The 19,200-nt window shown below is 68.0% G+C and carries 21 protein-coding genes; 10 read left to right on the forward strand and 11 right to left on the reverse strand.

The window, feature by feature from the left end:
* Positions 1–16 precede the first annotated feature (16 nt).
* Genes ASD42_RS00890 through ASD42_RS00915 form a run of 6 tightly spaced genes read right to left on the reverse strand, consistent with a single transcriptional unit; the run spans position 17 to position 5,504 of the window.
* The gene (locus ASD42_RS00890; protein ID WP_056809193.1) at positions 17–1,162 is read right to left on the reverse strand and encodes a thiolase family protein; all 1,146 of its coding nucleotides are present in this window, start codon (positions 1,160–1,162) and stop codon (positions 17–19) included.
* Positions 1,155–2,015, reverse strand: a complete 861-nt coding sequence (locus ASD42_RS00895) for an enoyl-CoA hydratase/isomerase family protein (protein ID WP_056809195.1) — start codon at positions 2,013–2,015, stop codon at positions 1,155–1,157. Before ASD42_RS00895 ends, ASD42_RS00890 begins: the two co-directional genes overlap by 8 nt.
* Complete coding sequence (locus ASD42_RS00900) at positions 2,015–3,235, reverse strand: CaiB/BaiF CoA transferase family protein (RefSeq protein WP_056809196.1); 1,221 nt, start codon at positions 3,233–3,235, stop codon at positions 2,015–2,017. Before ASD42_RS00900 ends, ASD42_RS00895 begins: the two co-directional genes overlap by 1 nt.
* Positions 3,235–4,002, reverse strand: a complete 768-nt coding sequence (locus tag ASD42_RS00905; protein ID WP_056809198.1) for an SDR family NAD(P)-dependent oxidoreductase — start codon at positions 4,000–4,002, stop codon at positions 3,235–3,237. Before ASD42_RS00905 ends, ASD42_RS00900 begins: the two co-directional genes overlap by 1 nt.
* Positions 4,003–5,181 (reverse strand): acyl-CoA dehydrogenase family protein, encoded by a 1,179-nt coding sequence (locus ASD42_RS00910; protein ID WP_165610377.1) that lies wholly within the window; start codon positions 5,179–5,181, stop codon positions 4,003–4,005.
* Positions 5,182–5,195: 14 nt separating this feature from the next.
* On the reverse strand, positions 5,196–5,504 hold the full coding sequence (locus ASD42_RS00915) for a hypothetical protein (RefSeq protein WP_056809202.1): 309 nt from the start codon (positions 5,502–5,504) through the stop codon (positions 5,196–5,198).
* 156 nt (positions 5,505–5,660) lie between these two features.
* On the opposite strand from ASD42_RS00915, the gene ASD42_RS00920 reads away from it, so the two are divergent.
* From ASD42_RS00920 to ASD42_RS00960, 9 genes are read left to right on the forward strand one after another with little or no spacing between them, the layout of a single operon-like run.
* Positions 5,661–6,194, forward strand: a complete 534-nt coding sequence (locus ASD42_RS00920; protein ID WP_056809204.1) for a carboxymuconolactone decarboxylase family protein — start codon at positions 5,661–5,663, stop codon at positions 6,192–6,194.
* A gap of 4 nt (positions 6,195–6,198) precedes the next feature.
* Positions 6,199–7,470, forward strand: a complete 1,272-nt coding sequence (locus tag ASD42_RS00925; protein ID WP_056809206.1) for an aromatic ring-hydroxylating oxygenase subunit alpha — start codon at positions 6,199–6,201, stop codon at positions 7,468–7,470.
* Complete coding sequence (locus tag ASD42_RS00930) at positions 7,451–7,777, forward strand: hypothetical protein (RefSeq protein ID WP_056809208.1); 327 nt, start codon at positions 7,451–7,453, stop codon at positions 7,775–7,777. The genes ASD42_RS00925 and ASD42_RS00930 overlap by 20 nt, the downstream gene beginning before the upstream one ends.
* A 2-nt stretch (positions 7,778–7,779) precedes the next feature.
* The gene (locus ASD42_RS00935; RefSeq protein WP_056809209.1) at positions 7,780–8,991 is read left to right on the forward strand and encodes a metal-dependent hydrolase family protein; all 1,212 of its coding nucleotides are present in this window, start codon (positions 7,780–7,782) and stop codon (positions 8,989–8,991) included.
* A gap of 4 nt (positions 8,992–8,995) precedes the next feature.
* Positions 8,996–9,394 (forward strand): nuclear transport factor 2 family protein, encoded by a 399-nt coding sequence (locus ASD42_RS00940; protein WP_396952615.1) that lies wholly within the window; start codon positions 8,996–8,998, stop codon positions 9,392–9,394.
* On the forward strand, positions 9,391–10,491 hold the full coding sequence (locus ASD42_RS00945; protein ID WP_056809213.1) for an acyl-CoA dehydrogenase family protein: 1,101 nt from the start codon (positions 9,391–9,393) through the stop codon (positions 10,489–10,491). The genes ASD42_RS00940 and ASD42_RS00945 overlap by 4 nt, the downstream gene beginning before the upstream one ends.
* A gap of 51 nt (positions 10,492–10,542) precedes the next feature.
* The gene (locus ASD42_RS00950; RefSeq protein WP_084787090.1) at positions 10,543–11,286 is read left to right on the forward strand and encodes an acyl-CoA dehydrogenase family protein; all 744 of its coding nucleotides are present in this window, start codon (positions 10,543–10,545) and stop codon (positions 11,284–11,286) included.
* On the forward strand, positions 11,283–11,942 hold the full coding sequence (locus ASD42_RS00955; protein WP_056809217.1) for a TetR/AcrR family transcriptional regulator: 660 nt from the start codon (positions 11,283–11,285) through the stop codon (positions 11,940–11,942). Before ASD42_RS00950 ends, ASD42_RS00955 begins: the two co-directional genes overlap by 4 nt.
* A 36-nt stretch (positions 11,943–11,978) precedes the next feature.
* Positions 11,979–12,914, forward strand: coding sequence for an acyl-CoA thioesterase (locus ASD42_RS00960; protein ID WP_082843949.1), 936 nt, complete (start codon positions 11,979–11,981; stop codon positions 12,912–12,914).
* Positions 12,915–12,942: 28 nt separating this feature from the next.
* Here ASD42_RS00960 and meaB read toward each other — a convergent pair whose 3' ends face one another.
* From meaB to ASD42_RS00985, 5 genes are read right to left on the reverse strand one after another with little or no spacing between them, the layout of a single operon-like run.
* The gene (meaB, locus tag ASD42_RS00965) at positions 12,943–13,854 is read right to left on the reverse strand and encodes a methylmalonyl Co-A mutase-associated GTPase MeaB (RefSeq protein WP_056815084.1); all 912 of its coding nucleotides are present in this window, start codon (positions 13,852–13,854) and stop codon (positions 12,943–12,945) included.
* Positions 13,855–13,881: 27 nt separating this feature from the next.
* Positions 13,882–14,649, reverse strand: coding sequence for an enoyl-CoA hydratase/isomerase family protein (locus tag ASD42_RS00970; RefSeq protein WP_056809218.1), 768 nt, complete (start codon positions 14,647–14,649; stop codon positions 13,882–13,884).
* A gap of 2 nt (positions 14,650–14,651) precedes the next feature.
* The gene (locus tag ASD42_RS00975; protein ID WP_056809220.1) at positions 14,652–15,740 is read right to left on the reverse strand and encodes an acyl-CoA dehydrogenase family protein; all 1,089 of its coding nucleotides are present in this window, start codon (positions 15,738–15,740) and stop codon (positions 14,652–14,654) included.
* Entirely contained in the window at positions 15,727–16,629 is a 903-nt protein-coding gene (locus ASD42_RS00980; protein ID WP_056809222.1) for an acyl-CoA dehydrogenase family protein, read from the reverse strand. Before ASD42_RS00980 ends, ASD42_RS00975 begins: the two co-directional genes overlap by 14 nt.
* Positions 16,607–18,010, reverse strand: coding sequence for a class I adenylate-forming enzyme family protein (locus ASD42_RS00985; RefSeq protein ID WP_056809224.1), 1,404 nt, complete (start codon positions 18,008–18,010; stop codon positions 16,607–16,609). The genes ASD42_RS00980 and ASD42_RS00985 overlap by 23 nt, the downstream gene beginning before the upstream one ends.
* A 95-nt stretch (positions 18,011–18,105) precedes the next feature.
* Between ASD42_RS00985 and ASD42_RS00990 the strand changes: the two genes are divergently transcribed.
* Complete coding sequence (locus ASD42_RS00990; protein ID WP_056809226.1) at positions 18,106–19,140, forward strand: ferredoxin--NADP reductase; 1,035 nt, start codon at positions 18,106–18,108, stop codon at positions 19,138–19,140.
* The last annotated feature ends 60 nt before the right edge of the window (positions 19,141–19,200 follow it).

Genomic DNA, 19,200 nt, shown 5'->3' on the forward strand with positions numbered 1-19,200 from the left:
CGATATCTCCTTGTGGTCAGGCTGCCAGTTCGACGATGGTGGCGTTGGCGGTGCCGCCGCCCTCGCACATCGTCTGCAGGCCGTAGCGAATTCCGTTGTCGCGCATGTGATGAACCATCCGGGCGAGCAGGCCCGCTCCCGAACCTCCGAGCGGATGACCCAGCGCGATCGCACCGCCGAGCGGATTGACCAGTTGTGGGTCGGCGCCGGTTTCGGCGAGCCAGGCCAGCGGGACCGACGCGAACGCCTCGTTCACCTCGAAGACGCCGATCTCGGACAGATCCAGACCGGCTTTACGCAAGACCTTCTCGGTCGCCGGGATCGGACCGGTCAGCATGAGCACCGGGTCGGCACCGGTGACCGCGCCCGCGCGGTAACGCACCAGCGGTGTCACCCCCAGCTCGCGGGCGCGCTCCGGTGTCGTCACCAGCACGGCGGCGGCACCGTCGGAGATCTGGGAGGAGTTGCCCGCGTGGATGACTCCGTCGTCCTGAAAGGCCGGTTTCAACCGGGCGAGGGTCTCGGGGCTCGTCCCGCGGCGCACGCCTTCGTCGGCGGTCACCGTGGCGCCCTCGGTATCGACGGGCACGAGCTGTGCGTCGAACGCGCCTCGATCCTGGGCGGCGGCGGCCAGCTCGTGCGAGAGTGAGGCGAACTCATCGAGCCGATGCCGCGTCAGTCCCCACTTCTGAGCGATCAGCTCCGCGGAGATGCCCTGGTTGAACGAGAAGTCCGGGTAGCGCGCAAGGGCTTTCGGGCCATACGGGGACCCGCCGGCTTTCGCCGAACCCAGCGGTACCCGGCTCATCACCTCCACCCCGCCCGCCACGACGACGTCCTGTTGACCCGACATCACCGCCTGCACAGCGAAATCCACTGCCTGTTGGCTCGAGCCGCAGGCCCGGTTCACCGTCGTGCCGGGAATGCTCTCCGGCCATCCGGCGGCCAGCACCGCGTACCGTCCGATATTGCTCGACTGGTCACCGACCTGGGAAACACAGCCCCAGATCACGTCATCGATGACGGACGGGTCGATCCCGGTGCGCTCGATCAGTGCGTTGAGCACGACCGCGGACAGGTCCGCCGGATGGATCCCCGACAGGCCACCGTTGCGCTTGCCCCACGGCGTGCGCACCGCTTCGACCACTACTACCTCACGCATCGCGCTCTCCATTCGAACTAGTCATCGTTGGTTCGGCCTGCCGGGCGAGCGCCCAGCGGCCGGTGAACTGCGGCTCCCTGGCGGCGGCGAATGCCGCGAACGCCTCCGGTGCGTCAGCGGTCGCGAAGTTGACCCCCTGTGCGCGAGCCTCATTGGCCAATGCGTCGCGCAGGGTGCGGTCGGCGCCCTCGTTCAGCAGCGCCTTGGTCTGGGCCAGCGCGACCGGCGGTCCGGCGGCCAGCCGTTCGGCGAGCTCGACGACGAAGGCATCGAGCTCCGGCTCCGCGACGACCCAGGTCACCAGGTTCAGCGCGTGCGCCTGCGCGGCGTCGATCATCTCGGCCAGCAGCGCCAGCCGCTTGGCCTGCTGGAGCCCGACGAGTTTGGGCAGCAGCCAGGACCCGCCGAGATCGAGCGACAGCCCACGGCGGGTGAAGATCTGCGAGAACCGCGAATCCGGTTCCGCGACCACCAGATCGCAGCCCAGTGCCAGATTCCAGCCCGCGCCGACCGCCACCCCGCGCACCTTGGCGATGGTGGGAATCGGCAACTCGTGCAGCAACAGCGCGACCTCGGTGAGCGCGCGCAACTTGTGGATCGGATGACTGGGGTCGGGCGCGGAGATATCCGCACCCGAACAGAACGCCCCGCCCGCACCGGTGAGCACGAGCGCGCGGACGTCGCGATCACGGCCCGCCGCATCCAGCGCCACGCGCAGGGCCACCCACAGTTCCCGGTTGATCGCGTTCTTGCGACGCGGGCGATGCAGGGTCAGCGTGCGCACCCCGTTCCGATCTTCGGATAGCAGTACCTGCTCGTCGAGCCCGTCACTGTCCTTGTCCCCCACCGTCATCAGGGCACGGCCGACGTAATGAGACCGTGCAGGCGCAGCAGTCCGATCTCGTCATCGGTGAGACCGAACTCGGCGAGCACGGCGTTCGTGTGTTCGCCGAGCGCGGGCACCGCACCCATGGGCGGGTCGAACCCGGTGATGATCGGCGGCGGTAGCAGCGCCGGGATCGGGCCGACCGGGGTGTCGATCCGGCGCCAGCGATCACGGTCGGTCAACTGGGGATGGACCAGCACTTCGCTCGGGGTGTTGTAGCGGGCGTTGCCGATGCCCGCGGTGTCGGCGGCCTGCTGGAGGAAGGCCAGGTCGTGGCGGGCGCACCAGGTGCCGATCTCGGCGTCGAGCTCCTCGCGGTGGCGAACCCGGTCGGGATTGGTCCGGAACCTCGGATCGACGGCGAGATCTGGTCGCCCCAGCAGTTCGCGCGCGAATCGTTGCCATTCCCCGTCATTGGTGGTGCCGAGCACCACGGTCTGCCCGTCACCGGTCGGGTACGCGCCGTAGGGCGCCACCGCGGGCGAACTCATGCCGAGCGGCTGCTGATCGATGCCCGAGTGCCGGGTGTAGGTGAGCTGGTAGCCCATCACCTCGGCCATCGTGTCGAACAGGCTGACACTGACCGCCGCGCCCCTGCGACCGCGTTGATCTCGCGCCGACAGCATGGCCAGAATCGAGATCGTCGCGTACAGACCGGCGCAGACATCGGCGACCGGTGGACCGGGCTTGGCGGGCGCGCCCGGTAGTCCGGTGACGGCGCAGACCCCTGATTCCGCTTGTGCCAGCAGGTCGTACGCGCGTTTGCCCGACAGCGGACCACCGGCGCCGAAGCCGTCGATCTCGACCGCGATCAGGTCGGGATGCTGTTGCGCCAGGTCGGTGGGTGTGATGCCGAGCCGAGCGGTCGCGCCGGGGGCCAGGTTGGAAACGAGCACGTCGGCGTGGTCGAGCAGCAGGTGCAGCACTTCCATTCCGGCCGACGATTTCAGGTTCAGCGCTACCGATTCCTTGCCCCGATTGACCCAGACGAAGTGCGCCGCGAGACCGTCGACCACATCGTCGTAATGGCGTGCGAAATCGCCGCCGTCCGGGTTCTCGATCTTCAGCACCCGCGCCCCGAGATCAGCCAGGGTGCGGGTGCACATCGGCGCGGACACCGCCTGTTCCAGCGCCACCACGGTGACACCGGCCAACGGCGCCGGGTCCGTCGCCGCGTGTGCGGCCATCACATCACCATGCCGCCGTCGACCGGCAGCACCTGCCCGGTGACGAAGGAAGCCGCATCCGAGGCGAGGAATACGAACGCGCCCGCCACCTCGTCCGGTTCCGCCCAGCGCCGCAACGGGATTCGGTTCAACATCTGCGCGGAGAACTTCTCGTCGGTGCGCAGGGTGCTGGTCATCGGGGTGGCTGCCAGCGGGGCGAGCGCGTTCACCAGGATCTGTTTGCGGGCGAGCTCGCGCGCCAGGGATTTCGTGACGCCGATGATCCCCGCCTTGGCCGCGGAGTAGTTCACCTGGCCGAGCGTGCCGACGATGCCTGCCGAGGAGGTGACGTTGATGATCCGGCCGGTCCCGTCGGTCGCCAGTTTCGCCAGCGCGGCCTGGGTGCAGCGGAACGTACCGAGCAGGTGGATGTCGAGCAGTCGCAGCACCGATTCCTCGGTGGTCTGGGCGAACATGGCGGGATCGGTCACGCCGGCGTTGTTCACCAGAATGTGCAGGACGCCCCCGGCCAGCTCGGCCGCCGCCGCGACGGCGACATCCGCGGACGCTCTGTCGCGCACGTCGAGGGCCGCGCTGCGGGCGACGCCACCCTCGGCCACGATCTTCTCCGCGACCACGGCCGCGGCGGCGCCGTCGACATCGGTGACCAGCACCGCGGCGCCCGCGGTAGCCAAGGCCCGCGCGACCGCGGCGCCGATGCCGCCTGCCGCACCCGTGACCAGTGCCGATCGACCCGTCAGATCGAAAAGTGTTGTCTTGTCAGTCATTCAGTAGCTCCTCGGCATTCCCAGCGTGTGCGATCCCAGGTAGTTCAGGATCATTTCCTGACTGATCGGCGCGATCTTCATCACGCGCGCCTCGCGGAAGTAGCGGGCGACGTTGTACTCCTCGGCGTAACCCATCCCGCCGTGGGTTTGCAGCGCGCGATCGGCGGCGGTGAAACCCGCTTCCGCGCACAGATATTTGGCCGTGTTCGCCTCGCGACCGCACGGCTGGCCGTTGTCGTAGAGCCAGGTGGCCTTGCGCAGGACCAACTCGGCGGCGTCGAGATGGGTCAGCGAGTCGGCGAGGGGGAATTGGATGGCCTGGTTCATCCCGATCGGCCTGCCGAAGACTTCGCGGTCACCGGCGTAGCGCACGGCCCTGTCGAGGGCGACCCGGCCGATGCCGAGCGCTTCGGCGGCGATCAGCATCCGTTCGGGGTTCAGTCCGTCCAACAGGTACTTGAACCCCATTCCCTCGTCGCCGACCCGATCCTCGACCGGAATCTGCAGATCGTCGATGAACAGTTCGTTCGAGGTGACGGCGTTGCGACCCATCTTGGCGATCGGCCGGATCTCGACTTTGGTGCGGTCGAGATCGGTGAGGAACAGCGTCATCCCGTCGGTCTTCTTCGTGACGTCGTCGTAGCGGGTGGTGCGGGTGAGCAGCAGGATCTTCTCCGACTCCATGGCCTTGGAGATCCACACCTTGCGCCCGTTGACCACGTAGTGATCACCCTCGCGCCGCGCGAAGGTACTGATCCGGGTGGTGTCGAGGCCCGCGCCCGGTTCGGTGACCCCGAAACACACGTGCAGATCACCGCTGACAATGCGCGGTAGGGTCCGCCGCTTGAGCTCCTCGGATCCGTGCACCACCACCGGATGCATGCCGAAGATCGACAGATGAATCGCGCTGGCGGCGTTCATCCCGCCGCCGGAGCGGGAGACCTCTTCGAGCAACAGCGACGCTTCGGTGATCCCTAGACCGTGCCCGCCGTACTCCGGCGGAATCGTGATGCCGAGCCACCCGCCCGCCGCGATCGTGTCGTAGAACGCCGTCGGGAACTCGTGCGCCTGATCGCGTTCCATCCAGTATTTGTCGTCGAACTTCTTCATCAGCTCGGCGACCGAGTCGCGGATCAACTGCTGATCCTCGCTCAGCGCGAAACTCATCCCGCCAGACATAGGCGATTCCCCCATCAGTCCGAGGCAGGCAGCGCTTTGGCCGCCTTGACCGTCATCGGCTCGCCGTCGCAGCTCAACGCGCCCGCACCCGCCGCGATGCACAGCACCTCGACGTTCTCTTCGGCGTCCACATACCGCTTGCCGATCAACGTGACCGGCGTGCCGTCGGCTACGACAGCCCGGGCGCTGGCCGCGGGGACCATCGGACTCGCGCCGCAAGCGATTGCGGGCGTCCGGTTGGCCGGTACCCGGATCACGACAACCCTCGTACCGCAGACGGTGCTCGCGAGTTGATCACCGGGACGCAGTGGCACTGCGGTCATGGTGGATCTCCCTTCCTGAGGTTACATCGCTCTCTCCCTATGAAAACTAGCTTCTCCCTCAGCGAGAATCAATGATTCGTTGACTATCCGGCCAACCCGTGGAAATCTTACAGTTCAAATGTGAGAATGTGATTCTCCGAATCGAGAGGAGGAAGTATGCGCCTACCCCCGCTGCCGGCGGACCAATGGGACGAGCAGGTTCAGCGCGCCCTGTCCGGTCTGCTCCCCCGGGACCGGCAGAACCCGGCAGGCGCCGGAAACGCACTCGCCACACTGGTCCGCCACCCCGACCTGACCAAGGCCTACCTGAGTCTCGGTGTGCACCTGCTGTTCCGGTCGACGCTGCCGGCGAGGGTGCGCGAACTGGCGATCCTGCGCGTCGCCCATCGACGCGGCTGCGCCTACGAGTGGGCCCATCACGTGGAGATGGCCGGCGAGTCCGGCGTGACGGCCGCCGATATCGCGGCGGCGCAGGGCGCTACCCCCACCACCGAGTTCGACCGCGTGGTCTTCGACGCGACCGACGAACTCGATACGACATCGAACCTGTCCGATTCGACCTGGGCCGCCCTCGGCGCGCACCTCGACGAGCGGCAGTGCATGGATCTGGTCTTCACAGTCGGCGGCTACGGCATGTTGGCCATGGCTTTCAACACCTTCGGCGTCGAAGTCGAACAAACGGAAAGGTAACCCCTTGTCCCACTTCACCAAACCGACCGCGGGTAGCTGGACGGAGCATTATCCCGAGCTCGGCACCGAGCCGGTCGACTACACCGACTCCATCGACCCGGACTTCTACGAGGACGAGCGCAACGCCATCTTCAAGAAGACCTGGCTCAATATCGGTCGGGTCGAACGACTTCCGCGCGTCGGCAGCTACTTCACCAGGGAACTGCCCTCGGTCGGCACCTCGCTCATCATCGCCAAGGGCACCGACGAGGTCGTGCGGGCGTTCCACAACATCTGCCGCCACCGCGGCAACAAGCTGGTCTGGGACGACTTCCCGAACGAGGAAACCTCGGGCACGTGCCGCCAGTTCACCTGCAAATACCACGCCTGGCGCTACAGCCTCGAAGGCGAGGTGAACTTCGTTCAGCAGGAGAAGGAGTTCTTCGACCTCGACAAGCAGCTCTACGGCCTCAAGTCGGTGCGTTGCGAGGTGTGGGAGGGGTTCATCTTCGTCAACCTCGACGAGGACGCCGCACCGCTCACCGACTACCTCGGCACGCTCGTCGGCAGCGTCGAAGGGTATCCGTTCCACGAGTTCACCGAGGTCTACAGCTACCGGGCCGAAATCGGCAGCAACTGGAAGCTGTTCATCGACGCGTTCGCCGAGTTCTATCACGCACCGATCCTGCACATGAAGCAGGCGGTCAAGGACGAGGCCGACAAGCTGGCCGGAGTCGGCTACGAGGCACTGCACTACGAGTTGCAGAGTCCCCATTCGATGATCTCCTCGTGGGGCGGCATGGCCCCGCCCAAGGACCTGAACATGGTCAAGCCGATCGAGCGCGTGCTGCGCAGCGGTCTGTTCGGACCGTGGGACAAGCCCGACATCGAGGGCCTCGATCCGCTGCCCGAGGGGATCAACCCCGCCCGCCACCGGGCCTGGGGCGTCGACGAGTTCGAGATCTTCCCGAACATGTCGCTGCTGTTCTGGGAGCCCGGCTGGTACCTCACCTACCACTACTGGCCGACCGCGGTGGACAAGCACATCTTCGAGGCGAACCTGTACTTCGTGCCCCCGAAGACCGCGCGCGAACGCCTGGGCCAGGAGCTGGCCGCGGTCACCTTCAAGGAGTACGCGTTGCAGGACGCGAACACCCTCGAAGCCACCCAGACGATGCTGGCCACTCGCATCGTGTCCGAATTCCCCCTCAACGATCAGGAGATCTTGCTGCGCCACCTGCACAAGGTCGCCAAGGACAAGGTCAAGGAGTACCGAGATGCCAGTGCTGCCCACTGAATTCGCTGATCTGGAGCGGTTCGCCGACTGGGTGCTGCCCACCGAGCCGGAGCGCTACGCCAAGCGTCTCGCCTCGAGCATGCCGGTGATGCAGGAGTTCTACGACATCGCGTTCCCCCGCTTGGAAGCCGCGATCACCTACTGCGACAAGTTCCCGCTCGACGACCTGCCCGACGACGCCCGTGCGCTGCTGCACCTGATGCAGTCGCTGGTGAACGTGTCCTTCCCGATCGAGGTCTGGAAGCAGGCGCGGGTGCCCGACTCCGGCGCCGCCATGGTCCACCTGATCCGGGAGCCGGTGGTCTGATCATGCTGACGCTGTTGGCCGCCGGATACCTCGACATCGACACCGGCGAGATCGTCCGACCTGGAGTGATCCGGATCGACGGTGATCGGATCGTCGGCGTCGGCGGTCCCCCCGAGGGCGAGATCATCGACCTCGGTGACGCCGTCCTGCTGCCCGGCCTGATGGACATGGAGGTCAATCTCCTGATGGGCGGGCGCGGCGAGACCGGGCTGGCCTCCAGCGTTCAGGATGATCCGCCGCTGCGGATGCTGCGTGCGGTGGGCAACGCCCGCCGCACGCTGCGGGCCGGGTTCACCACCGTGCGCAACCTCGGATTGTTCGTCAAGACCGGCGGCTATCTGCTCGACGTCGCGCTCGGCAAGGCCATCGACGCGGGCTGGGTCGACGGCCCGCGCATCGTGCCCGCCGGGCACGCGATCACCCCGACCGGCGGACATCTCGATCCGACGATGTTCGCCGCGTTCGCGCCGCATGTGCTGGAACTGAGCATCGAGGAGGGCATCGCCAACGGTGTCGACGAGGTGCGCAAGGCGGTGCGGTACCAGATCAAGCACGGCGCGCAGCTGATCAAGGTCTGCGTCTCCGGCGGGGTCATGTCGCTGACCGGAGCACCAGGGGCGCAACACTATTCGTCCGAGGAACTGCGGGCGATCGTGGACGAGGCGCATCGGCGCGGCCTGCGGGTCGCCTCGCACACCCACGGCGCCGACGCGGTGCGCGCCGCTGTCGAAGCGGGAATCGACTGCATCGAGCACGGTTTCCTGATCGACGACGACGCCATCGCGCTGATGGTCGAACGCGGCACCTACCTGGTGCCGACCACCCGCCTGGCCGACGCCATGGACGTGTCCAAAGCGCCACCGGAACTCCAGGCCAAGGCGGCCCAGATGTTCCCGCTCGCCCGCACGTCGGTGCTGGCGGCCTACAAGGCCGGGGTGAAGATCGCGGTGGGCACCGATGCCCCCGCGATCCCGCACGGCCGCAACGCCGACGAGCTGGTCGCGCTCGTCGACCGTGGCATGAGCCCGTTGGCCGTGCTGCGCGCCGCGACCCTCACGGCCGCCGAGCTGATCGATGTCACCGACCGCGGCCGACTGGCCGAGGGACTGCTCGCCGACATCATCGCGGTCCCCGGCGACCCACTCCAGGACATCACCGTCACCCAACGGGTGCGGTTCGTGATGAAAGGCGGAAAAGTCTTTGTCCAGAAATGACGACGTGATCGAGCTCGAACAGCTGCTCGCACGGTACGCGGTCACCATTACCAAAGGTGATATCGAGGGCCTGATCTCGGTGTTCACCCCCGACGGCAACTACAGCGCCTTCGGCGACACCTATCCGCTCGACGAGTTCCCCGATCTCGTCGCCGCCGCGCCGAAGGGGTTGTTCCTCACCGGAACTCCGGCGCTCGAGCTCGACGGCGACACCGCCAGCGGCACCCAGCCGCTGTGCTTCATCGACCAGTCGACCCACGACATGCGCATCGGCTACTACAGCGACACCTACGCGCGCACCGACGAGGGCTGGCGGCTGCGCACCAGGGCCATGACCTTCATCCGTCGCAACGGCGACCACGATTCCGGCCGCCCGCACGCCTTCGAACGACCGAGTGCGTGAACCGCACCGACTTTCGGGCCGGCCTGCGGTCCTGGCTCGATGACAACGACCTGTCCGCAGGCCCGGACCACTCGCTCGACGCGCAGGTCGCGCAACTGGCCAGAGTCCGGCGCGCGCTCTACGACGCGGACTGGATGCGGTACGGCTGGCCCGCCGAGGTAGGTGGCCTCGGCGGGCCCGCGGTGCTGCGCGCGATCCTCGGCGAAGAGGTCGCCACCCGCGACCTCGCCGAGCCCGGCATCTATTCGATGATCGAGGTGCTCGCGCCGACGATGATCTCCTACGCCACACCGCAATTGGCGGCGCAGATGGTGCCGCTACTGCTCAGCGGTCGTGAGCAGTGGTGCCAGGGGTTCTCCGAACCCGGCTCCGGCAGCGATCTCGCCTCACTGAGCACCAAGGCCGAACTCCGCGGTGACCACTGGGTGGTCTCGGGGCAGAAGGTGTGGACCAGCCTGGCCCAGTACTCGGCGCGTTGTGTCCTGTTGACCCGCACCGGAATCGGCCACGACGGGATCACCGCCTTCTTCGTCGACATGGACTCCCCTGGCATCACCGTGCGGCCGTTGCGGACGATGCACGGCATCGACGAGTTCGCCGAGGTCTACTTCGACGATGTCGTCGTTCCGGCCGACCGCATGCTCGGCCGACCGGGCGACGGTTGGCGGGTCGCGATGGATCTGCTCCCGCACGAACGCTCCACCTGTTTCTGGCACCGAATCGCCTATCTCTACACGCGTTTCGACCAACTGCTCGCCCAGACCCCCGGCGGCGACGCGGGCGGCGACGACGCCGACCTCGGTGCCGCCTACCTCGCTCTGCACACCATCCGCTGCCGGTCGCTGGCGACGCAGGAGCGCCTCGCCGCGGGCGGCAAACTCGGGCCGGAGACCTCCATCGACAAGGTGCTGCTCGCCACCGCCGAGCAGCAGTTGTTCGACACCATCCGCGACCTGTCGCCCGGTGTCATCGAGCTCGCCGATTCGCCGTTGCGCGCGGAATACCTGTACTCGCGCGCCGCGACGATCTACGGCGGCACCGCCGAGATCCAGCGCAACATCATCGCGCGCCGACTGCTCGACCTGGGGAAAGAGTAAACCGTGGATGCTGCCGAACTCGACCTGCTGGCTCAGACATTGCGCAAGACGATGCGGGACGCCTCGGGTGCGGATCTCTACACCGCGCTCACCGACCTGGGTTGGCACGACATGCTCGTCGAAGCACCTGATTCCACTGTGCCCCTGGTCTTTCGGCTGCTCGGTGAGACCGGTTCGCACGCACCGCTGCTCAACGACGTCATCCATGCCGCCGCCGGTCGGCCTGCCGACGGGCCCGTCCCCCTCCCCTTCGCCGGGGGCACCTGGGTCCAGTGGGAACACAACGGCTCATCCCTTCCGGACTCCGAGCTCCTCGACGCCGACCTGCCCATCCGACAGCTATCGACGGGCGCCGAGATCCCACTCGCCGCGGGCCGTCGGGCGCTGGGCTGGTGGCTGACCGGCGCGAGCCGGGCGATGCTCACCCTTGCCCGCACCCATGCCGTCGACCGGGTCCAGTTCGGTCGTCCGGTGGCCTCGTTCCAGGCCATCCGGCACCGACTCGCCGAGACCCTGGTCGCCGTCGAAGGCGCCGAAGCGACTCTCGTGGCCGCCGCCGACGACCTCGGGTGCCTGCTCGCCAAAGCCGCCGCGGGCCGGGCCGCGCTGACGACCGCCCGGCACTGCCAGCAGACCCTCGGCGGCATCGGCTTCACCGCGGAACACGATCTGCATCGCCACATCCGGCGGGTCCTGATCCTCGACGGTTTGCTCGGCAGTTCGCGCGAACTCATCCGCGAGGCGGGCGCGACCGTGCGTGCCGCGGGTTCGGCCGCACGACTGGTGCAGCTATGAGTGAGCGCGTGGAGCCCGCCTGGAAACAACGTGCGGTGGAACGCTCGATCAAGTCCACCCGGCAGCGGGCCGAGCAGCGGGTACAACGTTTCCTCGACGCGGCACAGGCGATCATCTCCGAGAACGGCAGTACTGACTTCACCGTGCAGGAAGTGGTCGAGCGGTCACGTCAGTCGCTGCGTAGTTTCTACCTGCAATTCGACGGCAAGCACGAGCTGCTGCTCGCGCTCTTCGAAGACGCGCTGCTGCGCACGGCCGAGCAGATCCGCGACGCTGCCGCGGCCGAGGCCGACCCTTTGGCGCGACTCGGGGTCGCGGTGCGGCTGCTGTTCTCGCTGTGCCGCTCCGACCCGAGCGACCGCCACCCATTGTTCACCGATTTCGCACCGCGACTGCTGGTCACTCATCCCGCCCACGTGAAAGTCGCGCACGCGCCGCTGTTGTCACTGTTCGTCGATCTGGTGACCGACGCGGCGTCGGCGGGCACGCTGCGGCCCGGTCTGAATCCACGCCGGGTCGCCGCCATGACGATGCAGACCGTCATGTTCACCGCCCAGTCCAGTGGCGCCCAGGATGATTCGACGATGCGCCCGGTCACCGCCGAGGAAGTCTGGGATTTCTGCGCGTCCGGCGTCACCGGCGCGCTGAGAATATAATTCTCATAGAGGTAGAGGATGAATTACAATTCGGGCATGGCCGATCTTTGGAACAACCTGCTCGCGAGCCTCGATCTCCGCGTGTCACCGCACACCGGGAACACCGCCGCAACCGAAGGCACCGTCGCACCTGAAAACGCCCCCGGCACCACGGTTCCCGGTGAGCCGCCGACCGCGTTCGAAGGTCCCAATCTGCCGTTGAACTACCGCAGGCTCTTCGGCGGCCAGATCCTCGGGCAGTTCGTCCGGGCAGCCGAACTCGCCTGTCCGGACAAGCAGGTCAAGTCCGTCCACACCTTGTTCGCCAGGGAGGGCAGCTACGACGAGCCGGTCCGGTACGAGGTCTCCTGCCAGCACCGGGGACGGTCCTTCGCCACGCTGTCGATCCTGGCCAGGCAATCCGCGCGGGTGGTCGCCAGCGCCGCGGTGTCGATGCACGTCGCCGAGGACGGCCCACAGACGCAGCACATCGAGGACGTCGCCGCGCTCCTCGCTCCCGAGTACCGGGTCACCTTCGACCTGCTGCCCTGGGAAACCCGCGCGTTCGACGATCTGAACTCCACCGCTGCCGCCATGCCCGAGTACGAGTTCTGGATGCGCACCCCGACGGTAGGCCCCGAACTCGCCCCCGCGCTGACCGCCTACGCCACCGATCTGAACCTCATCGGCACCGCGCTGCGTCCGTTCGACGGGGTGAGCCAGCGGGGCAACGGCACCGCGTTCACCTCCGCCGTCACCGCGCACACCCTGTGGTTCCATCGCCCGTTCCGCACCGACGACTGGCTGCTGCTGCGCCAGCACAGTCCAGTGGTGGCGCATGGACGGTGCTTCGGCCGTGGTGACGTACTCACCGCGGCGGGTCAACTCGTCGCCTCGTTCGCGCAGGAAGCGCTCGTGCGGTTCGATTCCGATGCGGCCCAGTCGGTTTCGGCACAGGCTGCCTCGGCGGAACCGGCAGCGCAGCGCGGGTGAGCACCCCGACCCGTCGCGGCGAGCATCCTCACCGCGACGGGTCGACGGCCGGGACCGCGCTCGCCTCGGCCAGCAACTGTTCCGCCGCGGTGTAGGGGTCACGGTGACCGGCGGCCACGGCGGCGGCGAGGTCGGCCAGACCGGAGTGACCGCGCAGCCGCGACTGCGCCAGCGACAGGATCTGCGCCCGGGCGCGGGCAGCGCCACGCGCCGGGGTATCGGCCCGATGGTGCGTCTCGATCGCCTCGATCAGCTCCTCGACTCCGGTGCCGCGAGAGGCGACCAGCGTCAGGATCGGCAGCCCGGTCTCGATGTGCAGTTCCCGCGCGGTCTGCGCGGCGCCGGCGCGGTCGGCCTTGTTCACGACCAGGATGTCGGCGACCTCGAGCAGACCGGCCTTGGCGGCCTGAATCGCGTCGCCCGCACCGGGATTGAGAATGACGACGGTCGGATCGGCGACCGCGGCGATCTCGATCTCGGACTGCCCGACGCCGACCGTCTCCAAGAGGATCAGACCGTAGCCGAGCGCGCCGAGCAGCCGGATCGCCGCGGGCACGGCGGCGGCGAGCCCGCCGAGGTGCCCGCGGGTGGCGACCGAGCGGATCAAGACGCCGGAGTCGTTGATATGCGCCGACATTCGGATCCGGTCGCCCAGGAGCGCACCCCCGGAGTAGGGCGAGGACGGGTCGACGGCGAGCACCGCCACCCGCAGCCCGCGCGCGCGATAGCCCGCGACCAGCACCGCGATGGTGGTGGACTTACCCGCCCCCGGCGGCCCGGTCACCCCGATCACCCGCACCGGGACGGACTCGAGCTGTGCGAGCACGTGTTCGCGCTGCGGGCTCTCGACCAGACTCAGCAGCCGCCCGGCGGCGCGGATGGAGCCCGCGCGCGCCGTGGCGATCAATTCGGCGATGTCGTTCGACAGTGGACTGTTCATCGGCCACTCCCCCGACACCTCGGCCGACTACTTCTTTCCCGCGGTGAGTCGCTCGATGGTGGCCTGGAAATCCGCCGTCTGGAACGACAGGTCCTCGGCGGTCGTCGCGTAGTCGAGACTGGCCAGTACCGCCCGTTCCAGGTGCAGATTGAGCAGCCGCTTGGTGCTTTCCACCGCCTGCCTGGGCAACTCCAGAATGCGCTTCGCGCAGTCCAGCGCCTCGGCCATCGGATCGGCGACGACGTGGTTGACCAGGCCCATCTCCCTGGCCCGCGCGGCCGGGATTCGCGCGCCGGTGAGCGCGAATTCCTTGGCGAAGAGCAGGCTGGTGTGCAACGGCCAGGTGAGCGGACCGCCGTCGGCCGCCACGAGCCCGACCTGTACGTGCGGATCGGCGAGATAGGCGGTCTCGGCGATGTAGACGATGTCGCTGAGCGAGACCAGGCTGCAGCCGAGGCCGACGGCGGGACCGTTGACCGCCGCGATCACCGGAATCCGGCAGCGCGCCATGCCGAGCACGATGTCGCGACCGTGCGCGATCGTCTTGGCGCGTAGATCCGCGTCGCGGCTCAGCTCGGCCAGATAGCCGAAGTCGCCACCCGCCGAGAAGGCTTTGCCGCTCCCGGTGAGCACCGCGACGCGGGCCTCGCGGTCCTCGCTCAGTCGCGGCCACAGGTGCGCGAGTCCGGTGTGCAGGTCGTCGTTGACCGCATTGAGCGCGTCGGGCCGATTCAGCGTGATGATCCGCAGCGGGCCCTCGGCGCGAACGTCGATTTCGGCAGGCAGGTCGTACATGGTCATGCTCCCAATCCGAGAATGCGCGAGGCGATGATGTTCTTCTGAATCTGCGATGTCCCGCCCATGACGCTCTGCGCGCGGCTGTAGAGGTAGGCGCTGAGCAGTTCGGGATCGCGGGTGCCCCCGACCGTGAGGGCCGCGTGGCCGACCGACTGCTCCACCCAGGTCATGAGCAATTTGTCGAGCGAGCCCTCTGGCCCGTGCGAGACACCGTCGAGCTGTTCGGACAGTCGTCGGCGCACGTGCAGGCGCAACATCTCGGTCTGCACCGCGGCCCAGGCCAGGTCGGCGGGCAGCGGACCCGAGGTCCTGGCCGCCATTTGCCGCACGAGCTTGCCGTATCGGGCGGCGTAGCCGAGCGTCGACGGCTCGCGTTCGTGCCCGACCACCGTCATCGCCAGGGCCCACCCGTCACCGGGGGATCCGACCATCTGGTCGGCGGGCACGCGGGCGCCGTCGAAGTGCACCTGCCCGAATTCGGTGGTGATCCCGCTCATCATCCGCAGCGGTCGCTGCTGCACGCCGGGTTGCTTCATCGACACAACGAAGGCCGAGATGCCCTTGTGCCGTGGCACTTCGGAGTCGGTGCGGGCCAGCAGCAGACACCAGTCCGCGACATCGGAATAGCTCGTCCAGATCTTGTGCCCTTGGAGCACATAGGAATCGCCGTCGCGGGTGGCCGTGGTCCGCAGCGCGGCCAGGTCCGAGCCCGCGTCCGGTTCACTGAACCCCTGGCACCAGCGCTGTGTCCCGTCGATCATGCCGGGCAGGAAGCGCTGTTGCAGTTCCTTGCTCGCGTGCCTGCCCAGGCCCTGGATCAGGTAGCCGAGGCTGGGTCGCGGCGGTGCGCCGGCCAGGGCGAGTTCCTCGTCGAGGATGACGTCGTAGACCGGGGGCAGTTCGTGGCCGCCGTGTTCTCGCGGCCACGACAGCCCGAAGAACCCGGCTTCGTGCAGCGCTCGGTGCCATTCACCTTGCTTGGCCCAGTACTCGTCCCCCGAGGTCGGGAACTGACCCGCGACACCGGACAGCCACTCGCGCAGGCGTTCTCGGAACGCGGCTTCCTCCGGCGAATCACGAAAGTCCACGGTCGATCTCCTCCAGGCTCGTGGGGAACAGCTCGGTGGACGTCAGCGTCCGCCGTAGATACAGATGCGCCAGGCACTCCCAGGTGTTGCCGATCCCGCCGTGCACCTGCACCGCGGTCTCGCACACGGTCAGTGCCGCTCTGGCGCAGTAGAGTTTGGCGATCACGGCCGCCTGCACGGCTCGCTCGGGGTCGAGCGCGTCCACGGCCCACGCCGCGTGCCGCAGCACGCTCACCGAACCTTCGATCAGCGCGAGACCCTCCGCGAGCAGATGGGCGACGGCCTGGTAGGAGCCGATCGTCTTGCCGTATTGCGCACGGACTTTCGCGTAATCGGTGGCCAGTGCGTGCGCGCCGCGCGCGGTGCCGACCAGATCGGCGCAGGTGGCCACGAGCGCGAGCGCTCGCCACTGAGTGACCTGCGCCGTGGACAGTTCGCCCAGCAGTTTCGGAACGCCGGTGAGCGCGGCCTCGGCCCGGGTCTGATCGGCGCCGGTCGACGCGGTGGCGACCGAGCTGGCCAGCATCGACTCGCCCCGCACGATCAGGGCGCGCCGGGCGCCCCGCGCGTCGATCGCGCGGTCGTCGACGGCGACGGTCCAGTGCGGTACCGATTCGGGGGGCGACCAGAGGTCGTCGGCGAGGAGCGGACCCAGGAACGGCACGTCGACCAGTCCGCGGCCGAATTCCTCGGCGACGATGGCCACTTCGACGCCGGAGGCGCCGTCGGAGCGCAGGGCGCGCCAGCCGGTGCTCGCGACCGTCTGCTCGAGCCGCGCGATCCGCTGTTCGTCGGCCAGGTCGTTGACCGAGCCGGGGCCGAGGTCGTCGGCCAGTTTGGCAGCGGCGTCACGCAGCTGCCGCTGTTCAGAGGTCAGACGAACGTCCATGACGCTCCTTCAGTACTCGGCGCAGCACCTTGCCGGAGGGCAGGCGCGGGATTTCGGGCACGAACACCACTCGGCGCGGCCGTTTGTAGGAGGCGAGACGGGTGCCGACCAGGGCGATGAGTTCCTCGGCATCGACCGGTTCCGCGGTCGCGACGGCGGCGACGATCGTCTCGCCGTCGGCTGGATCGGGGACGCCGAACACCGCGCAGTCGGCGACCGCCGGGTGTCCGTGCAGAACGGCTTCCACCTCCGCGGGCGCCACCTGGAAACCGCGCACCTTGATCATCTCCTTGAGCCGGTCGGTCAGCCGCAACCAACCGTCGTCGTCGAGATAGCCGACATCGCCGGTGCGGTACCAGCCGTCGGCGTAGGCCGCCTCGGTCGCATCGTCGGGCAGGTACCCGGCCATCGACGACGGAGAGCGAGCTTGGATCTCGCCCGTCTCGCCGGTCTCGACTTCGTCGCCGGTGGTCGTCGAGACCACCCGGACTTCGACGCCGGCCACCGGACGGCCCACGCTGTCCAAGCGCGCGCCGTCGAGCGGATTACAGGCGATGACCGGAAGCTCACTGGCGCCGTAGGCGGGCACCCACGCGACTCCGGTACGGCGCGTGACGGTCTCGGCGACGCTCGGTGTCACCGGCGTCGCGCCCCACATGATGTAGCGCAGCGAGGACAGGTCGTAGGACTCGAGATCGGGATGGGACGCGATCGCGAGCGCGATCGGCGCGACCGCCATCTCCACGGTGATCCGGTCGGCCTCGATGTGGTGCAGCATCCGGTCCAGGTCGAACCGGCGATGCAGACGCATCCAGGCACCGGTGCGCAGCGCCAGCACGATATTGAGCAGCCCGAGGATGTGCGAGGGCGGGGTGGCGATCTGAATCCGGTCGTCGCCGGTGAAGCCGAGCGCCACCCGCCAGTGTTCCACCGCGGCCGCGAACGACGCGTGGGTGTGGCGGACCGCTTTCGGCAATCCCGTTGTGCCCGAACTGAACACGAGCACCGCGTCGTCCTGTGGCACAGGTACGGGGAAGGTAGCGGCGCCGGGCGTGATCGGTGCGTCGAGTGAGAGCATCGGCATCAACTCCGCCAGCACCGGTTGGTCGCCGACGGCGAAGGCAGGCCGGGTGACAGCCAGCGCGTGCTCGACATCACCACGCTTCCACGCCGGGCTGATGAGCACCACCGCGCCGCCCGCCAGCCAGATCGCGCGCACCGCGACCACGAATTCCGGCCGGTTCGACGCCATCAGCGCCACCCGATCCCCCTGCCGCACACCGTGATCGGTCAAGGTCTCGGCCAGCCCCGCGGTCAGCCCGTCCAACTCGGTGAGCGTGTAGTGCCGATCGTCGAAACTGAGTGCGATCCGGTCGTTCATCTCGCCTCCGCGGCCGGGATTGAGAAGATCCCATATTGCAAGAGAGAATAGTATTCTCTTTCCATAAGAATCTTCATACCAGAAGGAGCCGGTCCATGGCGAGAACTCCCCTGTTCCAACGCGCGACGGTGACCCGGATCATCAAGGAGACAGCCGATGCCCGCACCTTCGTGCTCGCTCCACACGAGGGCCCGGTGTCCTACCTGGCCGGCCAGTTCTGCACATTCCGGGTGCGGGTCGACGGCGTCGAGCTGTTCCGGTCGTACTCCATGTCGAGCGCGCCCGAAACCGACGCCGAGCTCATGACGACGGTCAAACGGGTCGTCGGCGGCCGGGTGTCGAACTGGCTGATCGACAACCTCGGCGAAGGCGACGTGGTCGAGATGAGCAGGCCGGCAGGCAAATTCTGTCTGCGCGAGAGCGAACGTCCACTGCTCGGCTTCTCCGGCGGCAGTGGCATCACCCCGGTCCTCTCGCTGGCCAAGAGCGCGCTGGCAACGACCGATCGGCGGGTGCGCCTGCTCTGCGTCGATCGCGACCGGGCGTCCGCGATCTTCGACGCGACCCTCGACGATCTGGTCGCGCGCTATCCCACTCGGCTCGAGGTGCTCCGGCATCTGGATGCCGACAGCGGGTTGCTCGATCCCGCTACCGTCCGCGCTTTCGTCGGCGCCGACACCGTGGGCGACAGCTACATCTGCGGGCCGGAGGCCTTCATGGCGATGGTGGAGACCGCCCTGCCGGGGCCGGGCGCCGTCTACAGCGAGCGATTCGGCGCGGCCCAACCGATCCCCACGGCCGAACCGATAGCCGGGATCGAGCCGGAACCTGCCACACCGGCGCCCCCCGCCGACACGGCGGGCACGGTCACGGTCATCCTCGGCCGCAAGAAGGTGACGGTGCCGCGTAATGCGGGCGAGACGCTGCTGGAAAGCGCGCGACGCGGCGGCCTCACCCCGCCGTTCTCCTGCGAATCGGGCAACTGCGCGACCTGCATGGCCGTACTCACCCATGGTTCGGCGACGATGCGCGTCAACGACGCGCTCACCGACGACGAGGTGGCCGAGGGCTATGTGCTCACCTGCCAGGCGATCCCCGACACGGCCGAGACCACCGTCCGCTACGAGTAGCGACGACGGAACCCGGGACCTGTCCAGGTCCCGGGTTCCGTCTCCCCCTGGCTCCAAGAA

Origin of the sequence: Nocardia sp. Root136 (genome assembly GCF_001427185.1) — a bacterium.
Taxonomy (GTDB): Bacteria; Actinomycetota; Actinomycetes; order Mycobacteriales; family Mycobacteriaceae; genus Nocardia; species Nocardia salmonicida.